This window comes from Halococcus saccharolyticus DSM 5350 (assembly GCF_000336915.1).
Lineage (GTDB): Archaea > Halobacteriota > Halobacteria > Halobacteriales > Halococcaceae > Halococcus > Halococcus saccharolyticus.
The window spans coordinates 197,397-219,586 of record NZ_AOMD01000030.1 but is presented as its reverse complement, the minus strand read 5'-3'; the positions used below and the strand labels follow the sequence as shown (position 1 = coordinate 219,586).

The following is a 22,190-nucleotide window of genomic DNA, read 5'->3' as shown; positions in this document are numbered from 1 at the left end:
TAAGGACTTTTCGGACCCACCTTTTGCCGCGCTTCGCTCGCTACCGCTCGCTCGCTGGCAAAATGTGGATCAAAAACCTGCGTCCCTCCCTATGGTCGGTCCTTGGCCCGCTCGCTCACTGCGTTCGCTCGCGGTGCAGTCGATTGCCAACCACATCGCCACCGCAACCGCACAGCACCGCCGAAGCCCTCGGCCACTCGCTACGCTCGTGGCCTCGCCCTTCATCCGCCAGGCCCGCNCGATACAGACCCCGAAGACGAGGGCGACACCGGCGGCGGTCGCGGGGTCGGTTCGGTCCGCGCGCCCCGCAGCGAGGACGATGATCGTGACGGCGGCGAAGAGCCCGATAACGAGTGGGGTCGGCCCGGTGCCAGCATTGTAGTAGACGCCGACCGCCCCGGCGTCAGCGACGAGATAGGGGGCGACGAGTGCGGCGAGCACGGCGAGGCAGCCAACGATGCCGACCAGCGGGGCGGACCGCGTACCGTCCATACCACGACTCCGAACGGCGTCGTCTTAATCGCCGCGTTCGACGGTCCTCCGCGACCGCTGTCGAGCACAAAAGCCACGTAGCTCCGCCCCAAGTGACCGGATATGGGACTCGGAACCACGGCCAAAAAGCTCCAGACGGTGACCGAGATGGCCGAAAAGCTGTACACGAAAGTCGACGAACTCAGAACACAGGTCAACGAAGTCAAGACCCACGTCGAGGCCACGAGTAACCGCGTCGAGCGCATCGAACGCGACCTCGACGAACAACGGGCGATCCTCGACGCGCTCGCCGAGGAGCAGGGAATCGACGTCGACGAACGAGTCGCCGAAGCGACGATCAGGGAGGCCGAGCCCGATCACGCAGCCGACGCGGACGCCGCGAGCGAGGAGAGTACCAGCACGGATGGGACCGGTACGGACGGCACTGCCGAAGCCGGCCAATAAGACGGAAGACCCGACGCCCCCGGAGGAGACGCGTCAACAGAGCCGCTGGTGTTCGACTTTCATACATTTGTCCTCGACGACCTGCCGTCCGGCGTCCTCGGCCCGATCGGTCGCTTCCGGATCGCGGATACCGAGCTGGGTCCAGATGACGGGTGCATCGTCGCGGTCGAGCGCCGCGTCGACGATCCCACTCACCTCGTCGCTCGGGCGGAACACGTCCACGATGTCGATTGCCTCGTCGACATCGGCGAGCGAGTCGGCGGCCTCGCGGCCGAAGATTTCGTCGGCGTAGGGGTTCACTGGAACGACCTCGTAGCCATGCTCGCGGAGGTAGCGCGGGATCTCGTGGGCGTCCTTGCCCGGTGTGGACGAACACCCGACGACGGCCACCGTCTCAAGATCCAGGATTTCGCGGAGTTCGTCGTCGTCAGTCACCGGCATACCTGTTCGGAGGCGATCCGCGGACAAAAACGCACCGCCGACGCAGTCGTGGCCGGCTCAGAGTGCGACCGCGACCCGGCCAACGACGAACGCGGCGGCAGCGAGGAACATCGCGTAGCTCAGATGCTCCTGGCCGGCAGTCGGGTCGGTGAAACTCTCGACTGCGGCGTAGCCCATGGCGAGATCCGCGAGCGCGACCACGACGAGATACGGCCAGCCGAAGGTCTCCTGGACGTACGGCAACGGGCTGGCGACCAGCGCGACAGCGAGCAACCCGACCGCGAGCCAGAGCGCAGTGCGCTCGCCGACGGCGATCGGAAGCGTGTTCAACCCCTCTTCGCGATCACCGGCGACGTCCTCGACGTCCTTCACGATCTCGCGGGCCACGGTCGAGAGCGCCGCCAGTGCGAACAGCACGACGACCGCAGCCGTGACCCGTCCGACCGCCGCTGCGCCGAACAGGAACGTGCTGCCACCGAGATACCCGACGACAGCGTTACCGACGCCCGGCAGTCCCTTGAAAACCTCCGTGTAGGCGACGAGCGCGAGAAGGTTTACGACCGCAATTGCGAGCGCGAGCAGGGGGAGAACGAGCGCGAGTGCGACTGCGCCGGCGAACAGGGCGAGACTGGAGACGAGTGCCTCGCGTGGCGTGACCGCACCGCGCGGGATCGCCCGATCGGGCTGGTTGATCCGGTCGATCTCGCGGTCGAAGTAGTCGTTCATCGTGTTGCCCGCGCCGACGGCGAGGACGGTCGCGCCCACCGCCGCGGCCACCATCGCGGGACGATCCAGCCCGCCGACGACGAACGCACCGATGAACGTCAGCGCGCCCGCGGCGACCGCGTTGATCGGGCGCGTGAGTTCGAGCAAGCCACGGGCGCGCTCGCCGGTCATACCTGCGACTCCCGGGGGCTGGCGAATAAAGGGCGCGGAACGCGTCGATCGCGGGGTTTAACTGCGACTCGCCTGTACCGGTTTTCGAGGGCGCTTAGCTCAGTTTGGACAGAGTGTTTGGCTTCGGACCAAATTGTCGCGGGTTCAAATCCTGCAGCGCCCATCCCGAGTTCTCACGAGTTATAGAGCCATCAGACAAGCTTGAGTTCCACCGTCGACGCCTCGAAGTCCTCGACGAACGCCCCTTGTCCGCCGGCGTTGTACGTTCCGTGGTCGGTTTCGATGATGAGCGTGTTTTCGACGGGGAACGAGCTGTTCGTGGGTTCGAGCAGTGATTGGCGGACGTCCACCACCACACCATCGAGTTCGGCCGGGCCGTCCTCGCCGTGGAGGGGGCGGCCGGTAACGCGTGCGTGGACCGCAGAACCGGTGCGGATGTGGAGTGCCGCCTGCAAGACCGCGTGACGGAAGTCGTGATACGTCGTCGGTAGTGGTTCCGGCTCGGTCGCGTATCTCTCGGTCGCCATCGGGAAGTAGTTCCCGAGAAACGAGCCCACGATGACCGGGCCGAGCTGTTCCTGCGCAAAGACGATCGCCTGCGCGGCGTTGTTTGCCCGTGAAAGCATTTCGGGCGGTGCAACGAGCCCCAGTTCCCGGTCGACGGTGAGGATCGTCGGCGTCGGTTGTCCCCACACGCGGGCGACCGAAGCCAGTCCATCGAGGGCGAGATCGTCGTCGGGATCCGCTCCCGTGACGAGGAGTACGACGAGCACGTCGCGCTCGATCGCGTCCCGAAGCTCCGTGGCGATGTCGTCGAGCAGTCGGTGTGGGATCGCGAGCATCACTTCCCCTTCCGCACGGCCGAGGAGTTCGGCGACGCGCTTGAGTACGGTGACGCGCGATTTGACGACCTCGAAGCTCTCCGAACGAGGAGCCGCCTGCGAGAATCGCGATTCGAGCGCCGGTTCCATCTTTTCGAGACCGTCGGCGAGGGTATCCACGACGCTCTCGGGCGGGTGTGCCCGGATCGTCGTCGGCACGACGTGATCGTTGACCTCGACGAACCCCCGATCAGCGAGCGTCTCCGCGACGCTGTAGACGTGACGTTTGGAGACGTCCGCCTCGTCGGCGATGACGCTCGCCTTCGCTTCACCCTGTTCCAGAATCGCCAGATACGTGTCGATCTCCTTGTCCGACAGACCGAACTGCTGTAACAGCTGCTCGATCGAGGGGTCGTTCATGGCGTTCGCTCACAGCGGCTGATACTTACAGTATCCGGTGGTGACGGACGTCGCCGCCGGGTTGGGAACTCTCGTCATTCTTGGTTGCTGGTTGTCAGAACGGCGATGTCGTCGACCCGGATACCGTCCTCGGTCCACACGGATTCGCCGAACTGATCGGTGTGGTCGACGTCTCGATCGGGCGTCACGACCGCCGGGTCGGAGCCGAAGTTCAGCACGACGATCAGCCGCTCGTCCGCGGTGCCGCGTTCGTAGGCGACGACGTGGTCGGGATCGCCGGTGTAGACGTCGCATGCAACGGACTCGACGCCGGGGGCACGGAGTGCCGGGTGTTCGTTGCGGAGCGTGACGAGCCGCCGATGGAACTCGGTCAGATCGGCGTCGCCGTCGTGCCAGCGCATCGTGCCGCGATCCGTGGGAACGCCGCGCTCCTGGCCGTAGTAGATCATGGGGACGCCGGGGAGTGTGAACGTCGCGGCTGCGGCGGGTCGCAGGCTGCCGTCGTCACAGTCGGCCGCGTAGCGGTCCTCGTCGTGGTTCTCGACGTAGCGCATGTGGAGCGCTTCGTCGGGATAGCCGTGGCGGCGCGAATCGTCGAGCGCGTCGAACAGACTGTTCGCCGGTACGTCACCGGTGCCGATATCGCGGAGCGTAGCGTACAGATCGGTATCGTAGTGGACGTCGAACTCGTTCTCCCGGAAGGCGGCGTCTCGCGGAACAGTCTCGTCGAGCAGGAGGAACGTCTCGTCGCGTGCTTTCAGGCGCTCGCGGACTTCCTTCCAGAAGCCGTGCGAGACGCCCCACGCCACGTCACACCGAAACCCGTCGACCAGCGGGGCCCACTCGTCGACGACGTCGAGCATCCACTCGCGGACGGCGAGGGAGTCGTAGTTCAGGTTCGGAATCCTCGACCACGTGAAGTAGTGGCCGGGCGCGTCGTCGCCGGCCCAGTCGACGCCCGTCGTGTCCTGGGCGGCCGGAACCCGTTCGTAGTGATCGGCGTACTCGGGGACGCCGGCTCGGTGGAGCTGAAACGCCGGATGGTCACGGGAGGTGTGATTGATCACGAGATCGAAGAGCACCCTGATGCCAGCGTCGTGGAGCCGATCGACCAGCGATACGAACTCCGCACGGGTGCCGAGATCCGCGGCGGTGTCGAACAGATCGGTGATGTGGTAGCCGTGGCGGGTGGGACTCGCACAGACCGGCGTGAGCCAGACGGCATCGATCCCGAGCGATGCGAGATAGGGAACCCGCCGTTCGATTTCCGCGAACGTGGTGTCGACGGTGTCGCCAGCGAACGCCCGAACGAAGATCTCGTAGACGGTCGCGTCGCGAACCCACCCTGGCGGGTCGGCGGGACGGTCAACGGAGACGGTCCGGGTCCGTTCGCCGACCTGCTCGGCGCGGATCGTCAGCGTGTCGGCGATGCTGTGTCGCTCGGCAACGGCGACGGCGTGGACGCGCGATAGCTCCGGGAGCGCGTCGACGGGGGCTCGCAACGTCTCGTCGTCGACAGTGACCGCGTCGCGCGTGAGGGCGTCCCGGTCGTCGAGATGGTACTCGACGCTCGGTACGCTCCCGTCGGGAGCGGCGTCGGCCGTCGCGGTCACGACGATCTCGTCGTCTTCACGCCGTCCGTCGAGGCGAACACGTGGCCGGCCGGCACCCTCGACCGTGACCTCGCTCGTCGCGTGCGGGTCGAACTCGTCGCCGAAGGCGAAGATTGCCTCGTGCGTTCCGGGTGGAAGCGCCACATCGAGAGTCCATTCGCCGCCCGCGTTCCCGCTGGCACGAACGTGCTCACCGGAACGATCGTCCGCGTCGGCACGATCACCCTCACCGGTGCGCTCGGCTCGGTGCGTCCCCATCGTGAAATCGTTGAACTGCCCGATCACGGCAGCGTGGTCGACGCCGTCGAGGTCGCCATCCACGTCGGCGGCAGTCACGCTGAAGCGTGCCTCGCGGCAGGGGTCGGGGAATGCACGCACCGTCTGGGTGTGAACGCCGTCGGGCGCATCGAGTTCGACGCGGTAGATGCCGGGGACGTCCGGTGCGAGGTGGACGACCGCCCCATCGCCGATCGTCACGCTGCTCTCGGCCGGCTGGTCGAGAAGCCGCCACGCGAACTCCGCCGACGGATCGGGGTTGCGCGGTGCCAGCTCGACCGACTCGCCGACGTGGAGAAACCGCGGTGGTCCGGGGTGGTGCATACTCACACGGCTCGCCACCGAAGGGTTTGACCGTTTCGATCGCCGGAGAAGTTTGAACTACAATTGCACCAAGGTTATTACGCCACGGGTGAGACGTTCGGGCCGATGCAACTCCGCGACGCGCTGAACGATTACAAACGTCACCGGGGCGACGCCACCCGGTTTCCGGGCGAGCGACGGACGACGACCGGGCGCTTCTCCGGGTCCGGTGGGCGACTCGTTCACGTCGACGAGGACGGGTCGATACGGGATCACAGCTATCCGCTCGTGGGACTGACCGGGATCGTTCGTTCTCGGTTCGGCGTCCGACCGACTGACGAGGCCGAGCCGACGTGGTTCGACGCCCGGCGCAGTACCCAGCGCTACAACGGCGACACCGGACTCGTCGTCACCGCTCACGAGACCGATCACGGAGTGGTAACGCAGTACGACCTCACGCTCGACGAGATTCACGTCACCCACATCGACGTGAGTGCGGCAGAGGAGTCACTCGACGTGGTTGCCGGCGTCGGGTTCGCTCCGGACGGGCGTGATACACGCATCGGCCAGCTCCACCACGGTGATGCGATCGAGCTGTACCACACCGCGGAAACCGACTATCTCGCGAGTGCCACCGGATTCGAGACGGTCCGTGGCTCCGGGTTCGACGGGTTTGCAGCCCTTCTCGACGAGACACCGTCCACGTATCCCCGAGAGGACGAAGGCCACAACTCGGGGGAGGATGCACTGGGTGGCGACGTCTGCTGTGTGATTCCGGTCGAGAACGGGGCGGCGACAGTGACGACGCTACTGACGAGACGCACGGACCAGCCACGTGAGACCGCTCTCGACGCGGTTCGAACGGCCGCAACGGACCACGACGCCGCCACGCTCGAACGGGCGGCCGCGCGACGAACCGTCCCAACCCCCGCTATCGACCATCCTCACGCCGACGCGATCGGGATGGACCTCCGAGTGCTCTCGTCGCTCACCGGGCAGTCGGGCCTCCGGATCGCTGGCCCAGAGTTCGACCCGTACTACGCCCATTCGGGAGGGTACGGCTACTCGTGGTTCCGCGACGACGCCGAAACTGCGTCGTTCCTCCTCGACGCCGATCGACAGCTCGACCTCGGGCTCGACGACTGGCACGCTCGCAGCGCGGCGGCCTACACCGCGACACAGCGTGACGACGGGACGTGGCCCCACCGCGTCTGGGCGTTCGATGGTACGCTCGCGCCGGGCTGGGCCAACGGTCGGCTGGAGACGGACAAGCGCGAGAACTATCAAGCCGATCAGACGGCGAGCGTCGTGGCCTATCTGGCGGCGCACGGTGATGGAGACGTCCACCACGACGTGCTGTGCCGTGCACTCGACGCGCTCGACGACGACCTCGCCGCCGACGGCCGACCGGTCGCCGGCGAGAACGCGTGGGAGGACATGACCGGACGGTTCACTCACACCGCAGCCACCGTTCTCGAAGCGTATTCGGCGGTCGCCGCGGCCGACAACACACTGGCCGACCGAGCAGCCGAACAGGCTGCGACGGTCTACACCGGCCTGGACGATCTCTGGGTCGCAGAACGTGGGATCTTCGCACTCCGTGAATATGGGCCGGATCACGACGACGCCGGCGACCTCGACGAACGGTGTGATTCGGCGACGTTCGCACTCGTCAGCGCCCACCGCGAGTACGCCCGTGTCGGCGACATCGACGACGGGCGTCTCGATCGGCTCGTATCACACGTCACGACAGTCGTCGACGAACTTCGACACGATCCCGACGGTAGCACGGTCGCCGGGCTCGTTCGGTACGCCGGCGACGACTGGCGACGGCGCGAACAGACACACGAGAAGATCTGGACGGTCTCGACGGCGTGGGGGGCGTACGCTGCCGGGTCGCTCGCCGCGATACTCGCCGAGCGCGACGACGAACGCACCGAGGAGCTGGCCGCTACGGCACGTGACCTGCTCGGACTCGTCCTGCCCGACGGCCCGCTCGCCCGCGACGACGGCTCGCTGCCGGAGCAGGTGTTCGACGACGGTACGCCCGACAGCGCGACGCCGCTGGGGTGGTCGCACGCGCTGCGGCTGGGGACGATCGCTCTGCTCGACGAGCACGCCATGCTCGAACCACACGCGGTCGTCGCGAACGACTGACCCACGTCGTCAGAAAACCCACGTCGTCAGGACGACGCCGTCGCCGCGACCGTCGACTCGTCGGCGTCCGTCCCCAGCAGTGAATCGCCGTTCGTCGCGTCGAAGAGATGGACGTCTTTGGGATCGAAGGTCACACGAATGACGTCGCCCGTCTCGGGTTCGACATCGGAGTCGACCCGAGCGATGAACTCCGGCCCGAGATCGAGATAGAGGTAGTTGTCGCTTCCGACCGGTTCGACGACTTCGACGCCCGTCTCGGTTCCCTCTCGACCACCGGTGACACGAACGTTTTCGGGGCGAATCCCGAGTCGTGCGGTCGTCACGTCGGCTGCGGCGACGCGCTCGCCACGCTCGCCAGCTAGTTCATACTCGAAACGATCCCCGTTCACGAGCCTGACGCCGTCGGCAGCGGTCTCGACGGTGACATCGAGGACGTTCATCGAGGGCGAGCCAACGAACCCGCCGACGAACTCGCTGTTCGGGGTTGTGTATACATCCGTCGGCGTGCCGGTCTGCTGGAGGACGCCGTCGTTCATGATGGCGAGTCGGTCGCCCATCGTCATCGCCTCTTCCTGGTCGTGAGTGACGTAGATCGCCGTCGTTCCCAGCTCGTCCTGGAGGCGTTGGATCTCGGTCCGCATGCTCGTCCGGAGCTTCGCGTCGAGATTGGAAAGCGGCTCGTCGAACAGGAACACGTCCGGCTCGCGCACGATGGCGCGACCGAGCGCGACGCGCTGTTTCTGTCCGCCGGAGAGTTCGTTGGGCCTGTCGTCGAGCAGCTCTTCGATACCCATCATCGCCGCCGTCTCGTCGACTTTGGCGTTGCGCTCGTCGCTCCCGAGATCGGTGCTCATCCGGAGCCCGAACGCCATGTTCTGTCGGACGGTTTTGTGGGGATACAGCGCGTAGTTCTGGAACACCATCGCGACGTCGCGGTGGCGCGCGTTGACGTCGGTGACGTCCTCGCCACCGATCAGCACCCGTCCCGACGTTGGCCCTTCCAACCCAGCGATCATGCGGAGCGTCGTGGATTTCCCACAGCCCGACGGCCCGACGACCGTGACGAACTCGCCGTCCGCTACCTCCAGAGAGACGTCGTCGACCGCCACGAGCCGTCCGCTGTCGAACTCCTTTCTGAGAGTGTCGAGCGTGACAGTTGCCATCCGCTGAGGACTACGGGCGAGCGTTCATAGTTCTTCCCCCAAATCGAGAATTTGTGAGGTGATATTTCGTAGCAAGTCTACGTGGACGTTGCCGGGCGTTTCTCGGTTTGCCTCGTGCGACTCGGTCCCGACTTCGTCGGTCGTAGTGACGCATGAACACGGGAGTTCTCTCCAGAGTTATCGTGACAATCGTTCGTATGGTTTCGAAGAGGTTAAGTTATGAACGACTCTTTCATCCAACGTTCACCATGTCAACGGATCGCAGAACGCTGCTGAAACACATCGGCGGAACGAGCGCCCTGCTGGCGATCGCGGGCTGTATCAGCGCCCAAGAACAGGGCTCCGGTGGGGGTTCCGGAAACGGCGACGCCCAATCGGGCGGGAACGCTTCGTCCGGGAACGACGCCAACGGCTCCGCTGACGGGACGGCAGGCAACGAAAGCGGATCGACTGGACCGGCGGGGTCGGCAAAAGCGTGGTACTCGCTCCCGAAACCGGAGCAGCCGGCGCGCAAGGAAGCGATCAAGGCGTTCAACGCCCAGTCGGAGCACACGATCGAAGGGGCGGACATCTCCGACATGGAGAAGAAGACGACGAGCGCGATCCCCGCGGGACAGGGACCGAAGACCTTCGAGTGGGCGCACGACTGGGTCGGTGACTACTTCCAGCGCGGGTTCATCGTCGACGGGAGCGATCAGTTGGAGGTGAACCTCGACACGTTCACGAGCGCGGCCGCAGGAGCGGTGCAGTTCGAGGGCAACGTCGTCGGGCTCCCGCACGCGGCGGAGACGGTGACGCTGATCTACAACACCGACGTCGTCGACGAAGCGCCGAAGACGATGGCGGAGATGGTTTCGACGATGAAGGAGCACCACGATCCGGGGAACGACCAGTACGGGCTAAGCTACCCGTTCGACCCGTACTTCACCAGCGCGTGGCTCCAGGCGTTCGGCGGCTACTACTTCGACCCGGAGAAAGACCCGATGCTCGGGGTCAACAAGCAGGAGACCGTCCGTGGTCTCGAATTCGCACTCGACAAGCTCAAACCGTACATGCCGAACGATCCGAAGTACGAGCCACAGGCGGCCGCCTTCGCCGCGGGCAACGCAGCGTTCGCCATCAATGGCCCGTGGTATCTCGCGACGCTCAACGAGAAAGGCGTGAACTACGAAGTCACGACGCTGCCGAAACCCGACGGCGGCGAGCCGAACCCCTACACCGGCATCACGATGTGGTACTTCGCGAAGGGCATGGAGAACGACGACCCCGCCACCGAGGCCGCGCGGAACTTCGTCGAATGGTACGTCACGAACGAGGACCAGATGCTGCAGCTCGCCAAAGAGCAGGGAACCATTCCAGTACTATCGAGCCTCGTCGGCAGCGACGACCTCCCGAGCGAAGTGAAGCCCTTCTCCGAGGCCGTCAAGGGAGGCACGCCAATGCCGACCCGTCCGAAGATGAACAAGGTCTGGCCGGCGATGGAGACCGCCCTCATCAAGGCGTTCAACGGGGACGCCGCACCACAGGCCGCCCTCGACGCCGCCGCGAAGACTATCCGGAACAACTGGGAGTAGTCGCTGGATGAGTACGGTCTCGCGCGTCGCGCGTCGGATCGAGACGATCCCGTTTCTCGACAAGCGGGACGTCTCCCTGCTGTTCGTCCTCCCCGGACTCTTCGTCTTCGCGGCGTTCATGCTGTTTCCGGTGGCGTATCTCGTGGGAATTTCCCTGACGAACGCCGATCCGGCGAGCCTGTTCGCCGGCGAGGGGACCGCTTCGGTCCTCACCTTCGGGGAGGCGACGTTCGTCGGCCTCGAAAACTACGTGGGCGTCCTCACCGATCCGACGTTCTGGAACTCCTTCGGGGTGACGTGGCTGTTCGTCGCCACGAGCGTCGCGCTGAAGATCGGGTTGAGCCTCGGTATCGCCTTGGTCGTGACCAGCGACCGCGTGCGCGGCAAACGGGTGATGCGGTCGTTCATCATCCTCCCGATGGGGTTGCCGGCTATCTTCACCGTCACCGTGTGGCGCGGTATCTTCAGTTCGGCCGAGTTCGGGCTCGCGAACCAGGTCCTCTCCACCCTCGGGTTCGGGACGATCGCGTGGCTCTCCGAACGGTGGGCTGCCTTTTTCGCGTACAACGTCACGGAGATGTGGCTCGCGTACCCGTTCATGGTTATCATCACCGTCAGCGCGTTACAGGACGTGCCCGAGGAGCTACACGAAGCGGCGAAAGTCGACGGCGCGGGATTCGTCTCGCGCCTCCTGCACGTCACGCTGCCGTCGATCAAGCGGCCCGTGCTGTTCGCTTCGATCCTGACCGCCGCGGCGTCGTTTCAGCAGTTTCTCATCCCGTTCGTGTTCAATCAGGGCGGTCCCGGTCGGGCGAACGAACTCATCGTGGTCTACGGCTACCGGGAGGCGCTCTCGTTCGCGGAGTACGGGTACGGTGCGGCTGTCAGTCTCATCGCGGTGGCGTTCATCGGCGCGTTCATGTGGCTGAACGTCAAACGCGGCCGGCTCGCTGACGGGGTGGCGGAGCAATGAGCCTCGTCAGCAACGTCGTCCGACGGTTGCGAGGGGACATCCGGACACTCGCTCTCAAACCCGTCAGAGCCGTCCGAGAGGGAGTTTACACGGCAAACAGCGTCAGACGTGGCGAGCTTTCGCCCACCGAGCCGCTGAAGACGGTCGGGGCAACTCTCGGGGCTCTCGTGGTAGTGCTCGCGCTCCTGTTTCCGGTCTACTGGATCCTGACGGCTGCACTCTCTAGCACCGGCGGCTCGATTTACTCGTCGGGCGGGCTACAGCTTCTCCCGGAGAATCCGACGGTGCAGCCGTTTCTCTGGGTTATCGGCGATCTCGTCGTGCCGGCGTACACGGTCTCGCTGAACGTCCCGTTGTCCGATCTCGCCATCGTTCTCGACACGCCGGAGATCGTCATGCTCGACGTCTCGCAGTACGGCGTCGAGAACCCCTCGGAGTTCAAGCGGTTCCTCTGGAACAGCCTCACGGTTGCGGTTCCGACCGTGATCATCGCGATGTGTCTGGTGGTGCCGGCGGCGTACGCGCTCTCACGCCGGGAGTTCGTTCTGCGGCGGAAGGTGCTGTTCGTGTACGTCCTGATGACACAGGTCGGCGGTGGACTCGGCGTCGCGCTGCTGATCGGACTGTACGCCGTGTACGTACAGTTCGGGATCAACGACAGCAAACTCGCGCTCGCGGTCTACTACGCAGCGACCGCGGTCCCGTTCAACACGTGGCTGCTGAAGACGTACATGGACGGTATCCCCGTCTCGTACGAAGAGGCGGCCGTCGTCGACGGTGCGCCGCCGTGGCGCGTCGTCACCGAGGTCATTCTCCCGCTGTCGACTGCGGGACTCGCCACGGTGTTCATCTTCACGTTCCTCACCGGCTGGACGGAGTTCGTGGTCGCACAGACGCTGCTCGGCACCGAGAACTACACCCTGCCCGTCGGGCTGTACTCGCTCATCAGCGAGTACTCGATCCCGTGGGCGCGCTTCTCGGCGTTCGCGCTCACCTTCGCGACGCCGATCATGTTGGTGTATCTGTTCGCCCAGCGATACATCGAGGGTGGCCTCTCGTTCAGCGGGATGGAGGGGTGAGCGCACGATCGGATCGGGTAGAGGCGATCTCGACTGTGGTCTCAGTCGTCAGTCTCGATCCGCTCGCCGTCGACGTACACCTCGATGTCTCCCTCGTCGGCAGCCTCGAACTCGGTGATCTCGCCAGTGATCCGGTAGGCGTCACCGCCGCCGCCGAGCCGCCCAGCAACGCTCGAACCGTTCGGTGAGATGATGTCGATGTCGGGATCACGGGTCACGCCGTCGTCGTCGATCGGTGCGCCGTAGCTCTGTCCGCGGCGCTCGATCGTCCCCGTGACCGAGAAGTTGTAGGTGACCTTGTCGTCGGGACTCCCACCGATGATGACGACGAAGCGAGGTTCGAGCGATGGCGTCGTGGTCGGCGATGGTGTCGCGGTCGGCGATGGTGTCGCGGTGGTCGGGGCTGCCGTCGGAGTGGCAGTCGTGGTTGCCGTCGCTATCGGCGTGGTGCTCGTCGGAGCCTGTCCCTGGATCGGCCCCGCAGTGGTGGTGTTCGCCGTGGTGGTCGCGTTCGGTGTGGCGTTTGCGGTCGACGAGGCCGTCGATACGGTCGTCGGGGTCGGCGTTGCACTCTGGATGTCCGTTCCGGCGACCGTCGTGTTCTCGGGCTGCTCGTTCGGTGCCGACGCGAGCTGTGAACACCCCGCGAGTAGGAGGAGGACTGCCAGCAAAACGGGGGCGAATCGTCCGGTCATACCCCAGTCAGGTCGCGTCCGGGGTATAACTTCCTCGGTCGTTTTCCGTTCGACCATCGTTTCGGGCACGAAACGGTCGGCAGAACGGTCTCGAATCGGTCCGCCGGCGATGACCGAAAGGCACGACGTGGACGGAGCCGACGCCGGACGGCCTCAGTCGCCAGCGAGTTCCTCTCGTACGAGTCCGGCTGCGTTCTCGATCGCGCCGACCGAGGAGAGATAGCCCGCCCCGACGCTCGTTTTGAGCGCCTTCGCGGCCGGTCCCCGGAACACCGTCGGCCCGACCTGGGCCACTGCACCGTCGCCGACGCTGACCAGCCATCCGGGCGCGTCGAATCTGAATCGCTCTGGCCGTGGCTCGAACAGCGCGTCGTTTCCGCCGCCGTCCTGCCGGTGGAACGCGATTTCGGTGATGCTGTCGGCGACGCTTCGTGCCTCGCGGACGGCGGCCGCGGCGCTCGCCGGCACCGCCGCGCCGTCGGCGTCGGTGACTCGTGCGGCGTCGCCGAGCACGAACGTGTCGCCGCCGAGCCGGAGCGTGTCGGGCACGATCGGGCGCTCGCCGGAGAGCGCATCCGGGCCGCGAATGCCGCCGGTCCAGACAAGCTGGCCGTAGGGCAGTTCGTCGGTGTCGAGTTCGATGGCGTCGTCGGTCGCACGCTCGACCGCCGCGCTCGTTCTGACGACGACATCACGGGCTTCGAGTTCCTCGCGGACCGCTTCTTGGAAGTTCGCCGGGAAGTTCGGCGCGACGCTGTCGAGGCGTTCGAGCAGCACGACCTCGCGGTCGATCCCCTCTTCACGCGCGAGCGCAGCGAGTTCGCCCGCGATCTGGACGCCCGAAAGGCCGGCCCCGCCGACCACGACCCGATCGCCGGCGGCGAGATTCAGGAATTCCTCGCGGATGCGGGCGGCGTCTGGCAGGCGTTTCAGCGGCGTGGCGTGTTCTTCGACGCCGGGGAGGTCGTGAAACGCCGTCTCCGCTCCGAGACAGACCGCACCGACGTCGTACGAGAGGGTTCCGTCATCGAGTTCGGCGACACTTGCCTCGTGGTCGACGTTCGTGACCCGCGCGACACGGAGGGTCGCACGATCGAGCACGTCGGCGAGATCGACCGTGATCCCGTCGGCGAGTCCGGGCCGACGGACGACGCGGTGGAGTTCGTGCTGGACGAGGTGATCGGGGCGGTCGTTGACGACGACGATCTCGACCGACTCGGGGAGGCGCTTTTCGAGCTGTCGGGCGAGCGTGAGACCGGCGTAGCCGGCTCCGAGGACGGCGATTCGCATCGGCATCTGATAGGAGCGCGTCGGTTAAATGCATTGAGAACACCGAAGTCGATTCTGGATGGTGAATGACTGTGGGAGCATGGACAGCAACACTACTCACACGGAGCAAATGAGAACCGCAGGCCACACGCCTCCCCAGCCGACTCTCTCACTCGCTCCGCTCACTCCGTTCGCTCTGCTCGTTCAGTCATCCCTCGCACGCGAGTTGCGCGCCGATGAACGGCGCGCAGCCGTGCGCCAACCGTGATTCCGTCCCGTGCGATGTGCGAATCAGCCAAGTCGAATCGGATTGTCGCTCGGGCGGAGTTCGACCGTGACGTGCTCGCCACGGTCGAACTCGGTGTCGGGACAGACGAGTTTCGCACCGAACTCGGCCTCGCGGCCACAAAACAGCGAGAGGCCAGTGATGCGCTCACCGTTGGCGAGCACGTCGAGTGGTTTCCACGCCACGTCGCGACCGGACGCGTGGCCCACCGCACGCCCGAGCAGGGACACCGGCCCGTCGCGTTTGCGGTCGTCGGTGGCGAGCGCGCCGCCACCCGTGTAGTGGACCAGACCACCGTCGACGACCGCCCCGTCGTCGGCCGCGATCCCGACGAAGCCCTCGCCGGGATCAGGGTGAGAAGGAGAATCGAGCACGGCGTAGGTGTCGCCCGATTCGACGACTGTGCCGACTCCGTCCCAGTCGAGACCCGCGATCGGGACGTCGACCGCGAGCGGAAGCGATCCGCTCGCACGATACGGGTTCGCGTCGGGGGGACGGAATTCGAGGTGAACGTGGTTGTCGACCCACGGCGCGAAGAATCCTGCCCGAACGAGCCGGCCGAGCGGATCACCGACGGTGATCGACTCGCCCGGCGAGACGGTCGGCTCGACGTGAAGGACACGAGCGACGTGCTCGCCGGTATCGACGAGAAGGAGGTGATCGTCGGCCTCGGCGTGGGATTTTGGTGGGGCGCGCACGGTTCGGGTTTCGAGAACCTCGCCCGCGACCGGCGACGGTGCGATCGACGGCTCGCCGTCGGTCGCTGGGCCGAGCCCCGCATCGGGGTAGAGATCGATCGCACGCCCCTGTTCGTGGGCAACGTAGGGAGAGTTGTACAGCGAAAAGCGTCGGTACTGCGAGAGGACGTCGGCACCGAGCGAGACGGCCATTGACGAGGTGACGAAGCGCGGGCGTTTAGCCCCGTCGTCCCTTCCCTGTACCATGCGCGTCTTCGAGGGGCGAGCGGCCGACATCGAGACCGACCGCGAGCGCACCCGCAAGCTGGTCACACACACTGCAACGACCGGCGAGCCGGCGGTACGCGCGTGGACACCCCACCGCCACGTCGCGTTCGGTCGGCGCGACGCCCGTGCCGAGGGGTACGATCAGGCGCACGAGATCGCCGCCGACCACGACTTTCCACCCGTCGAGCGCGAGGTCGGTGGACGCGCGGTCGCGTACACCGGTTCGACGGTGGCGTTCGCGCGGGCCGAACCCGCCGACGGGCGAGAGATCCAGCGGCGCTACGCGCGCGCGACGACCGACCTCAAGATCGCGTTCGACCGACTCGGCGTCGAGGCACACGACGGCGAGCCACCTGACTCGTTCTGTCCGGGATCGCACTCGCTCCAAGCCGACGGCAAGATCGCGGGTCTCGCCCAGCGCGTGCGGAGCGACGCGGCGCTCGTCGCGGGGATCGTCGTGACCCGCGACACCGCGGCGATAGCGGGGGTGCTCGAACCGATCTACGACGCCCTCGGCGTGGCGTTCGATCCAGACTCGGTCGGGAGTGTCTCGGGTGCCGGCGGCGACGCCGACCCCAAGATCGTCGCCCGCACGATCGAGCAGGCACTCGTCGCGGGCTGCCGAGATAGCGACGACGAATCGGCGGCAACCGAGACGACCACGCCGGCCGACGACCGGGAGGCTTAGGCCCGCGGGCAGTCGAGCGCAGCTATGCTCATCGCGAACGCGACGCTCGCCGACGGCCGCCGACGCGACGTCCGGGTCGAGGACGAGCGGATCGCCGCCGTCGAGCGTCGACTATCGGCCGATGCCGACGAAACCGAACTCGACGCCGCCGGCAAGCTCCTGCTGCCGGGGATGATCGACGCCCACGTCCACTTCCGCGAACCGGGCTTTCCCCACAAGGAGACGTGGGCGAACGGGAGCCGGGCGGCGGCAGCCGGCGGCGTCACCACCGTCGTGGACCAGCCGAATACCCAGCCGCCAACGGTCGACGGAGAAACGTTCGACGAGAAGTCAGAACTGGCCGCCGCTTCGATCGTGGATTTCGGCATCAACGGCGGCGTCACATCCGACTGGCGGTCCAGCGAACTGCTGGATCGACCTCTGTTCGCGCTCGGTGAGGTCTTCCTCGCGGATTCAACGGGCGAGATGGGGATCGACGCCGACCTCTTCGCCGACGCCGTAACGGCCGCGACCGAGCGCGGTGTGGCTGTCACCGTCCACGCCGAGGACGCGACGCGGTTCGACACGTCAGCCAGGGATCGTAACGACGCCGATGCGTGGAGCGCGTTCCGAATCCCGGAGGCCGAGCGTGTGGCGGTCGAGCGTGCGTGTGAAGTCGGCCAAGACGCTGGCGCACAGCTCCACATCGCCCACACGAGCACGCCGGAGGGCATCGATGTCGCGAGCGAGGCGGGGATGACCTGTGAAGTGACCCCGCACCATCTCCTGCACTCGCGCGACGATCTGGACGAGCTCGGCACCTTCGGCCGGATGAATCCGCCGCTGCGGAGCGAGGAGCGGCGGAAAGGGGTGTACGAGCGTGTCGCCGATGGGACGGTCGACCTGATCGCGACCGATCACGCGCCCCACACTCGCGAGGAGAAAGACGCCGGGATCTGGGACGCCCCGAGCGGCGTTCCGGGCGTCGAGACCGCGCTGCCGCTGCTACTTGCGGAGGCGCGCGCGGGCCGGCTCGACTACGAACGAGTGCGCGACCTCACGGCTGCGAACCCCGCCGCGGTGTTCGACCTCCCGCGGAAGGGCCGAGTCGAAGCCGGAAAGGACGCCGATCTCGTCCTCGTCGATCCCGACGCGACCCGCGAGATCCGGGGAACCGAACTGCGGACGGACTGCGGGTGGACGCCGTTCGATGGGTTCGAAGGCGTGTTCCCGGAATGGACGATGGTGCGTGGCGAGACGGTGTATCGTCGAGACGAGGGCGACGAGGAGCGATTCGGCGCGGCGGTCGGCGAGAACGTCCGGTCAGGGCAGTAGCGCCGTCGCGACGCTCACGCCGACCATCACGCCCGCACCGAACCCGGTGAGACGAGCCATCGCGCGCCGGGAGTCGCGCTCGGTCCAGCCGGTGTCAGTATCGAGATGGCTCTGGAGGGTTTCGACGGCGTTGCCGGCGAGCACCGAACCCGACCAGCCGAGCACCGCGAAACCGAGCACCAGCGCACCGACTGCGAAGATTTGGGTGCTGGCGAACTCCGGAGTGCGAACGGTAGCAAGAGCGAACAGGGCGAGCGCGCCCACGACGAATCCGACCGCGCCCGCCGTGGCGAGTAGTCGGACCCGCGGGCGGAGCCACGCACCGAGTGCCACGGGTCAGTCGATGGCCTCACGCATCCGCGGGTCCAGGGCGTCGCGCATCCCGTCACCGAGGAGATTGAATCCCAGGACGGTGATCGCGAGGAACAGGCCCGGGAAGAACGACCACCACCACTGGCCGGTCAGGAGGCCCTGCTCCACGCCATTGGAAAGCATCAGCCCCCACGAAGGGGTGCCGGTCGGCGCACCGAACCCAAGGAAGGACAGCGCGGCGAGGTCGATGATCGCGAGCCCGAAGTTCAGGGTGCTCTGGACGGTGATCGGTGCGAGGCAGTTCGGCAGGATGTGGCGAACGATGACCCTGGGATCGGTCGCACCGAGCGCCACCGTCGCGTCGACGTACTCGTCTTCGAGCACCGCGAGCGCCGCGCCGCGAATGACGCGGGCGAACCGTGGCGTGTAGACCAGCGTGAGCGCGGCAACCGCACGCCAGAGTCCCAGGTCGTCGGGGAAGATGGCGACCAGCGCGAGCGCGAGCAGGAGCGACGGGAACGCGAGCAGCACGTCCATCGTCCGCATCACGACGTTGTCGGTGACGTCGCCGAAGTACGCGGCGACGATCCCGAGTCCGACGCCCGCGACCGTCGAGATCGCGACGGTGATCGTGCCGTAGAGCATGGCGTACCACGCGCCGTAGAGCACCCGCGGGAAGATGTCCCGCGCCTGGCCGTCGGTGCCGAACGGGTATTCGAGGAAGCCGACCGTCGTGGCCGTCGCCCCGCTGCCGAACAGGTTCGCCCACCACCCAGGAGCCTGTCGCGGCGGGTTCTGGCCGAACTGGGTGAGCGAGATCGCCTCCAGATCGAGGAACAGCCGCGCGTAGAGCGCAACCGCCGTCATCCCGAACACGATGACGAGACCGGCGAGCGCGAGCCGGTTCGACAGGAGATCCGAGAGGAACGGCGACGCCCGGAGTCGATCGAAGACCCCGCGCGTGCGACCGCTTCCCATCTCCGTTTCGGTACTCATCGCCGTGCCCTCCATGTCTGTCTCATTGTTGGATCCTCGGATCAAGCGCGGAGTAGGTGATGTCGACGCCCAGATTCACGAGCGTGAACAGGAACGCGAACACCAACACCGTCCCCTGAACCACCGGATAGTCGCCGACGTTGATCGCTTCCACTAGGAGCGTGCCGATCCCCCCGATGCCGAAGACGGTCTCCGTGAGGACCGCTCCGCCGAGGAGCGAGCCGAACTGGATGCCGATGACGGTGATCACCGGAATCAGCGCGTTCCGGAGCCCGTGTTTCATCAGCGTGATCTTCGCGCCCTGGCCCTTCGCGCGGGCGGTCCGGATGTAGTCCTGCCTGATGACTTCGAGCATCGACGACCGCATCATCCGCGAGATCAGCGCCATCGAGTAGATGCCGATGGTCGCTGCGGGCAGGATCATGTGACTGACCGCCGAGAAGAAGGCCCCGAAGTTGCTCACCGCGAACCCACTGGCGATGGTGGCCTGGATCCCCTGGATGAACGTGTCGACCGTGATGAGCCCGGTGATCGGCTCGATCGCGAACCGCTGGGCGTCGATCCGGCCGCTCGTCGGGAGCCACCCGAGGATCTGGGCGAACAGCAGGATCACGAGCGGCCCGCTCCAGAAGATCGGAATGGAGATGCCCGAGAGAGCACCCACGCGGGTGAGGTGGTCGGTGATGGTGTCCTGTTTGACTGCGCTGATGATCCCGAAGGGGATCCCGAGCAGGATGCCGATGAGCTGGCCGTAGAGCGCGAGTTCGAGCGTGATCGGCAGCTTGTTCACGAGGATCGTCCGCACCGGCGTGTCGCGCTGGATGGTGTACGAGTCCCCGAGGTCGAACTGGGCCGCATCGGTGAGAAAGCGGCCGTACTGCACCCAGATCGGATCGTTGAGCCCGAGTTCGCGCTCGATCTGTCTGACGAACTCCTCGGACGCACGCTGGCCGGCGATCGCGCGCGCCGGGTTGCCCGGCGAGAGCTGAAGGATCGCGAAGACCAGCGTTGCGACCCCGAACAGCACCGGGATGAGGAGCAACAACCGTTTCGCGATGAACCGCGTCGATACCATTACGCCGAACCCTGTCCGGCAAAGGTAAAAGTTGCTCGCTCGTATTCCCCCGATTTCGGCATCCTCAGACGGTCAGCACCGCTCATAGCGCTGGCAGACCGGTGGGTGACGCGGCGGCCTACTGTCCGAGTGTGACGAGATTGAGGTAGGGGCCGCCGATCGCCGCGACCGTGTAGTTCGACACCCGGTTGCCGACACCACGGAGCTCCTTCGCGTGGTCGAGGTACACCCACGGTGCCTCGTCGTGGGCGATCTGCATCGCCTGAGTGTACGCTTCGGTGCGAGCCGCCTCGTCGTACGTCGACTGGCCCTGCTCGACGAGATCCATGTACTCGCGGTTCGCCCACCCGGAACGGTTCGAAGTGTTGTATCCCTCGGTGTCGAAGCTGACCCAGTCCTGACCCTCGGTGAGCTTGCTGTCCTCGACCTGTGGGTGGAGCAGGACGTACGCGAAGTTGTCCGGGTCGGCGTTGTCGGTGTACCACCCGAGGAAGCAGGCGTCGTGTCGCCCCTCGGCAGTGTACGTGAGGAACGGATCGAACGACTGCTGGTTGATCGTGACCTCGATCCCGATCTCCGAGAGGTTCGACTTGACGGTTTGAGCGGTCGGCAGCGGCGAGGGGTTGTACCCCCGCGGGTTCTGGAACGTCGCGAGTTCGAAGGAGAAACCGTCGCCGTAGCCCGCCTCCTCCAGCAGCGACTGGGCCTGTTCGAGGTCGCGAGAGTACGGTTCGAGCTCCTCGTTGTGACCGAGCACGTTCGGCGGGATGGGTTGGGCAGCCTGGGAGGCGAAGCCGGCGTAGATGTTCTCGACGATCGCCTGGGTGTCGATGGCGTAGCTGATCGCCTGACGCACCTGCTTGCTCTGGAACACCTCGCGGTTCATGTTGAACGCCATGTAGCCGGTGTTGATCCCCTCGACCGAGCGGAGTTCGGCGTTCTGAGCGCTCTGGACCTGCTGTGAGGCCTGCGCACCGAGCCCGTCGGCGATGTCGACCTCGCCGCTGGTGAGCGACTGGGCGCGCGTGGAGTTCTGCCCGATGGTCTCGAAGACCACTGCCGACACCTGCGGGCCTTCGCCCCAGTAGTCGTCGTACGCCGACAGCCGAACGACGCCCTGACCGTCGTTCAGGTTCTCGAGCTGGAACGCACCCGTTCCGACGGCCTGTTGACTGAGGTCGATGCTGTCGTCCTCGATCGCGGCCTTCGAGTGGATCGCCGCCGCGAAGATCGCGAGATTTCGGAGGAAGGGGGCGTACTTCTGGGTCAGCGAGATCGTCATGCTGTAGTCGCCGTCGGTCGAGATCTCGTCGATCCAGTCCCCGAACGTGAACGGGCCGTACGCCGACACGTAGTCGTCGCCCGCGTAGTACTGGTACTCGGTGTCGGTGAAGCGCCGGAACGTGGCGACGAAGTCCTCGGCGGTGAACTCCTCGCCGTTGTGGAAGGTCACGCCCTCCCGAAGCGTCAGCGTGGCCTCCTGCTCTTCGAGACTGTAGTCGGTCGCCAGCTCCTCAGTGAGGGTGGCCTCGCCGGGCACGAACCCGATCAGCGAGTCGTACATCTGCTCGGTGACCTTCGCGACCTCGCCGCTGGTCGAGTTCTGGAAGTCGAGCGTCGAGGAGTGGCTCCCGCGAGCGTAGACGAGCGTCCCGCCGCTGCCGCCACCACCGGCACTCTGGTTGCCGTCTCCACCGGTTTCGTTCCCGCCACCGGTCGCGTTCCCGCCGGCGGAGTCGTTGGCACCGCCGCCCGACGCGTTGCCGCCACCGCCGGTATCCCCGCCGGAGCCGTTGCCACCACTACCGTTGCCACCGTCGCCACCACCGAGACAGCCCGCGATCGCCGTTGCCGCCGCCGCGCCGCCGGCGGCCTTCAGGAAAGATCGTCTGTTTCTCTCGTCATCGGATGACATGGGCATGAGTGACGAGAGGAAG

Annotated in this window: 20 protein-coding genes and 1 tRNA gene; 8 read left to right on the top strand and 13 right to left on the bottom strand. The window is 66.2% G+C overall.

Going from position 1 to position 22,190, the window contains the following annotated elements:
• Positions 1-69 precede the first annotated feature (69 nt).
• The gene (locus C449_RS18745) at positions 70-492 is read right to left on the bottom strand and encodes a DUF7548 family protein (protein ID WP_006078827.1); all 423 of its coding nucleotides are present in this window, start codon (positions 490-492) and stop codon (positions 70-72) included.
• Positions 493-594: 102 nt separating this feature from the next.
• Here C449_RS18745 and C449_RS14695 point away from each other — a divergent pair, with 102 nt between their 5' ends.
• Positions 595-936, top strand: coding sequence for a DUF5798 family protein (locus C449_RS14695; RefSeq protein ID WP_006078826.1), 342 nt, complete (start codon positions 595-597; stop codon positions 934-936).
• A gap of 33 nt (positions 937-969) precedes the next feature.
• On the opposite strand, the gene C449_RS14690 is transcribed toward C449_RS14695, so the two are convergent.
• Together C449_RS14690 and C449_RS14685 are read right to left on the bottom strand one after the other, a co-directional pair.
• Positions 970-1,377, bottom strand: coding sequence for a CoA-binding protein (locus C449_RS14690; protein ID WP_006078825.1), 408 nt, complete (start codon positions 1,375-1,377; stop codon positions 970-972).
• Positions 1,378-1,434: 57 nt separating this feature from the next.
• Positions 1,435-2,274, bottom strand: coding sequence for a geranylgeranylglycerol-phosphate geranylgeranyltransferase (locus C449_RS14685; protein ID WP_006078824.1), 840 nt, complete (start codon positions 2,272-2,274; stop codon positions 1,435-1,437).
• A gap of 88 nt (positions 2,275-2,362) precedes the next feature.
• Here C449_RS14685 and C449_RS14680 point away from each other — a divergent pair.
• Positions 2,363-2,437 (top strand) — tRNA-Arg (locus tag C449_RS14680).
• 28 nt (positions 2,438-2,465) lie between these two features.
• Here C449_RS14680 and C449_RS14675 read toward each other — a convergent pair.
• Positions 2,466-3,515 carry a TrmB family transcriptional regulator gene (locus tag C449_RS14675; RefSeq protein ID WP_006078823.1) on the bottom strand — a complete coding sequence of 350 codons (1,050 nt, stop codon included), beginning with the start codon at positions 3,513-3,515 and terminating at the stop codon, positions 2,466-2,468.
• Positions 3,516-3,589: 74 nt separating this feature from the next.
• Positions 3,590-5,728 carry an alpha-amylase family glycosyl hydrolase gene (locus tag C449_RS14670; RefSeq protein WP_006078822.1) on the bottom strand — a complete coding sequence of 713 codons (2,139 nt, stop codon included), beginning with the start codon at positions 5,726-5,728 and terminating at the stop codon, positions 3,590-3,592.
• Between the two features lie 105 nt (positions 5,729-5,833).
• On the opposite strand from C449_RS14670, the gene C449_RS14665 reads away from it, so the two are divergent.
• Positions 5,834-7,864 carry a glycoside hydrolase family 15 protein gene (locus C449_RS14665; RefSeq protein WP_006078821.1) on the top strand — a complete coding sequence of 677 codons (2,031 nt, stop codon included), beginning with the start codon at positions 5,834-5,836 and terminating at the stop codon, positions 7,862-7,864.
• A gap of 26 nt (positions 7,865-7,890) precedes the next feature.
• On the opposite strand, the gene C449_RS14660 is transcribed toward C449_RS14665, so the two are convergent.
• Positions 7,891-9,027: an ABC transporter ATP-binding protein gene (locus tag C449_RS14660; protein ID WP_006078820.1), complete on the bottom strand. Its 1,137-nt coding sequence runs from the start codon at positions 9,025-9,027 to the stop codon at positions 7,891-7,893.
• 248 nt (positions 9,028-9,275) lie between these two features.
• Here C449_RS14660 and C449_RS14655 point away from each other — a divergent pair, with 248 nt between their 5' ends.
• The 3 genes from C449_RS14655 to C449_RS14645 are packed head-to-tail and all read left to right on the top strand — an operon-like array spanning position 9,276 to position 12,653.
• Entirely contained in the window at positions 9,276-10,601 is a 1,326-nt protein-coding gene (locus C449_RS14655) for an extracellular solute-binding protein (RefSeq protein WP_006078819.1), read from the top strand.
• A 7-nt stretch (positions 10,602-10,608) separates the two neighbouring features.
• Positions 10,609-11,574: a carbohydrate ABC transporter permease gene (locus C449_RS14650; RefSeq protein WP_006078818.1), complete on the top strand. Its 966-nt coding sequence runs from the start codon at positions 10,609-10,611 to the stop codon at positions 11,572-11,574.
• Entirely contained in the window at positions 11,571-12,653 is a 1,083-nt protein-coding gene (locus C449_RS14645) for a sugar ABC transporter permease (protein WP_006078817.1), read from the top strand. The genes C449_RS14650 and C449_RS14645 overlap by 4 nt, the downstream gene beginning before the upstream one ends.
• A gap of 41 nt (positions 12,654-12,694) precedes the next feature.
• Here the strand turns inward: C449_RS14645 and C449_RS18480 are convergent, their stop codons facing one another.
• From C449_RS18480 to C449_RS14630, 3 genes are all read right to left on the bottom strand, one after another.
• On the bottom strand, positions 12,695-13,348 hold the full coding sequence (locus C449_RS18480; protein WP_193790599.1) for a hypothetical protein: 654 nt from the start codon (positions 13,346-13,348) through the stop codon (positions 12,695-12,697).
• Positions 13,349-13,501: 153 nt separating this feature from the next.
• Positions 13,502-14,638, bottom strand: coding sequence for an NAD(P)/FAD-dependent oxidoreductase (locus tag C449_RS14635; protein WP_049914293.1), 1,137 nt, complete (start codon positions 14,636-14,638; stop codon positions 13,502-13,504).
• Between the two features lie 270 nt (positions 14,639-14,908).
• Complete coding sequence (locus C449_RS14630) at positions 14,909-15,793, bottom strand: hypothetical protein (protein WP_006078814.1); 885 nt, start codon at positions 15,791-15,793, stop codon at positions 14,909-14,911.
• Positions 15,794-15,845: 52 nt separating this feature from the next.
• Here C449_RS14630 and C449_RS14625 point away from each other — a divergent pair, with 52 nt between their 5' ends.
• Positions 15,846-16,556: a lipoyl protein ligase domain-containing protein gene (locus tag C449_RS14625; protein ID WP_006078813.1), complete on the top strand. Its 711-nt coding sequence runs from the start codon at positions 15,846-15,848 to the stop codon at positions 16,554-16,556.
• A gap of 24 nt (positions 16,557-16,580) precedes the next feature.
• Positions 16,581-17,870, top strand: coding sequence for a dihydroorotase (locus tag C449_RS14620; RefSeq protein ID WP_006078812.1), 1,290 nt, complete (start codon positions 16,581-16,583; stop codon positions 17,868-17,870).
• On the opposite strand, the gene C449_RS14615 is transcribed toward C449_RS14620, so the two are convergent.
• The 4 genes from C449_RS14615 to C449_RS14600 form a co-directional block, all read right to left on the bottom strand.
• The gene (locus C449_RS14615; RefSeq protein WP_006078811.1) at positions 17,859-18,203 is read right to left on the bottom strand and encodes a DUF7268 family protein; all 345 of its coding nucleotides are present in this window, start codon (positions 18,201-18,203) and stop codon (positions 17,859-17,861) included. The genes C449_RS14620 and C449_RS14615 overlap by 12 nt on opposite strands.
• A 3-nt stretch (positions 18,204-18,206) precedes the next feature.
• A complete protein-coding gene (locus tag C449_RS14610) occupies positions 18,207-19,178 on the bottom strand; it encodes an ABC transporter permease (protein WP_006078810.1) in 972 nt (323 codons plus the stop codon).
• A 22-nt stretch (positions 19,179-19,200) separates the two neighbouring features.
• The gene (locus C449_RS14605) at positions 19,201-20,253 is read right to left on the bottom strand and encodes an ABC transporter permease (protein WP_006078809.1); all 1,053 of its coding nucleotides are present in this window, start codon (positions 20,251-20,253) and stop codon (positions 19,201-19,203) included.
• A gap of 118 nt (positions 20,254-20,371) precedes the next feature.
• Positions 20,372-22,168 carry an ABC transporter substrate-binding protein gene (locus tag C449_RS14600; RefSeq protein WP_006078808.1) on the bottom strand — a complete coding sequence of 599 codons (1,797 nt, stop codon included), beginning with the start codon at positions 22,166-22,168 and terminating at the stop codon, positions 20,372-20,374.
• Between the last annotated feature and the right edge of the window lie 22 nt (positions 22,169-22,190).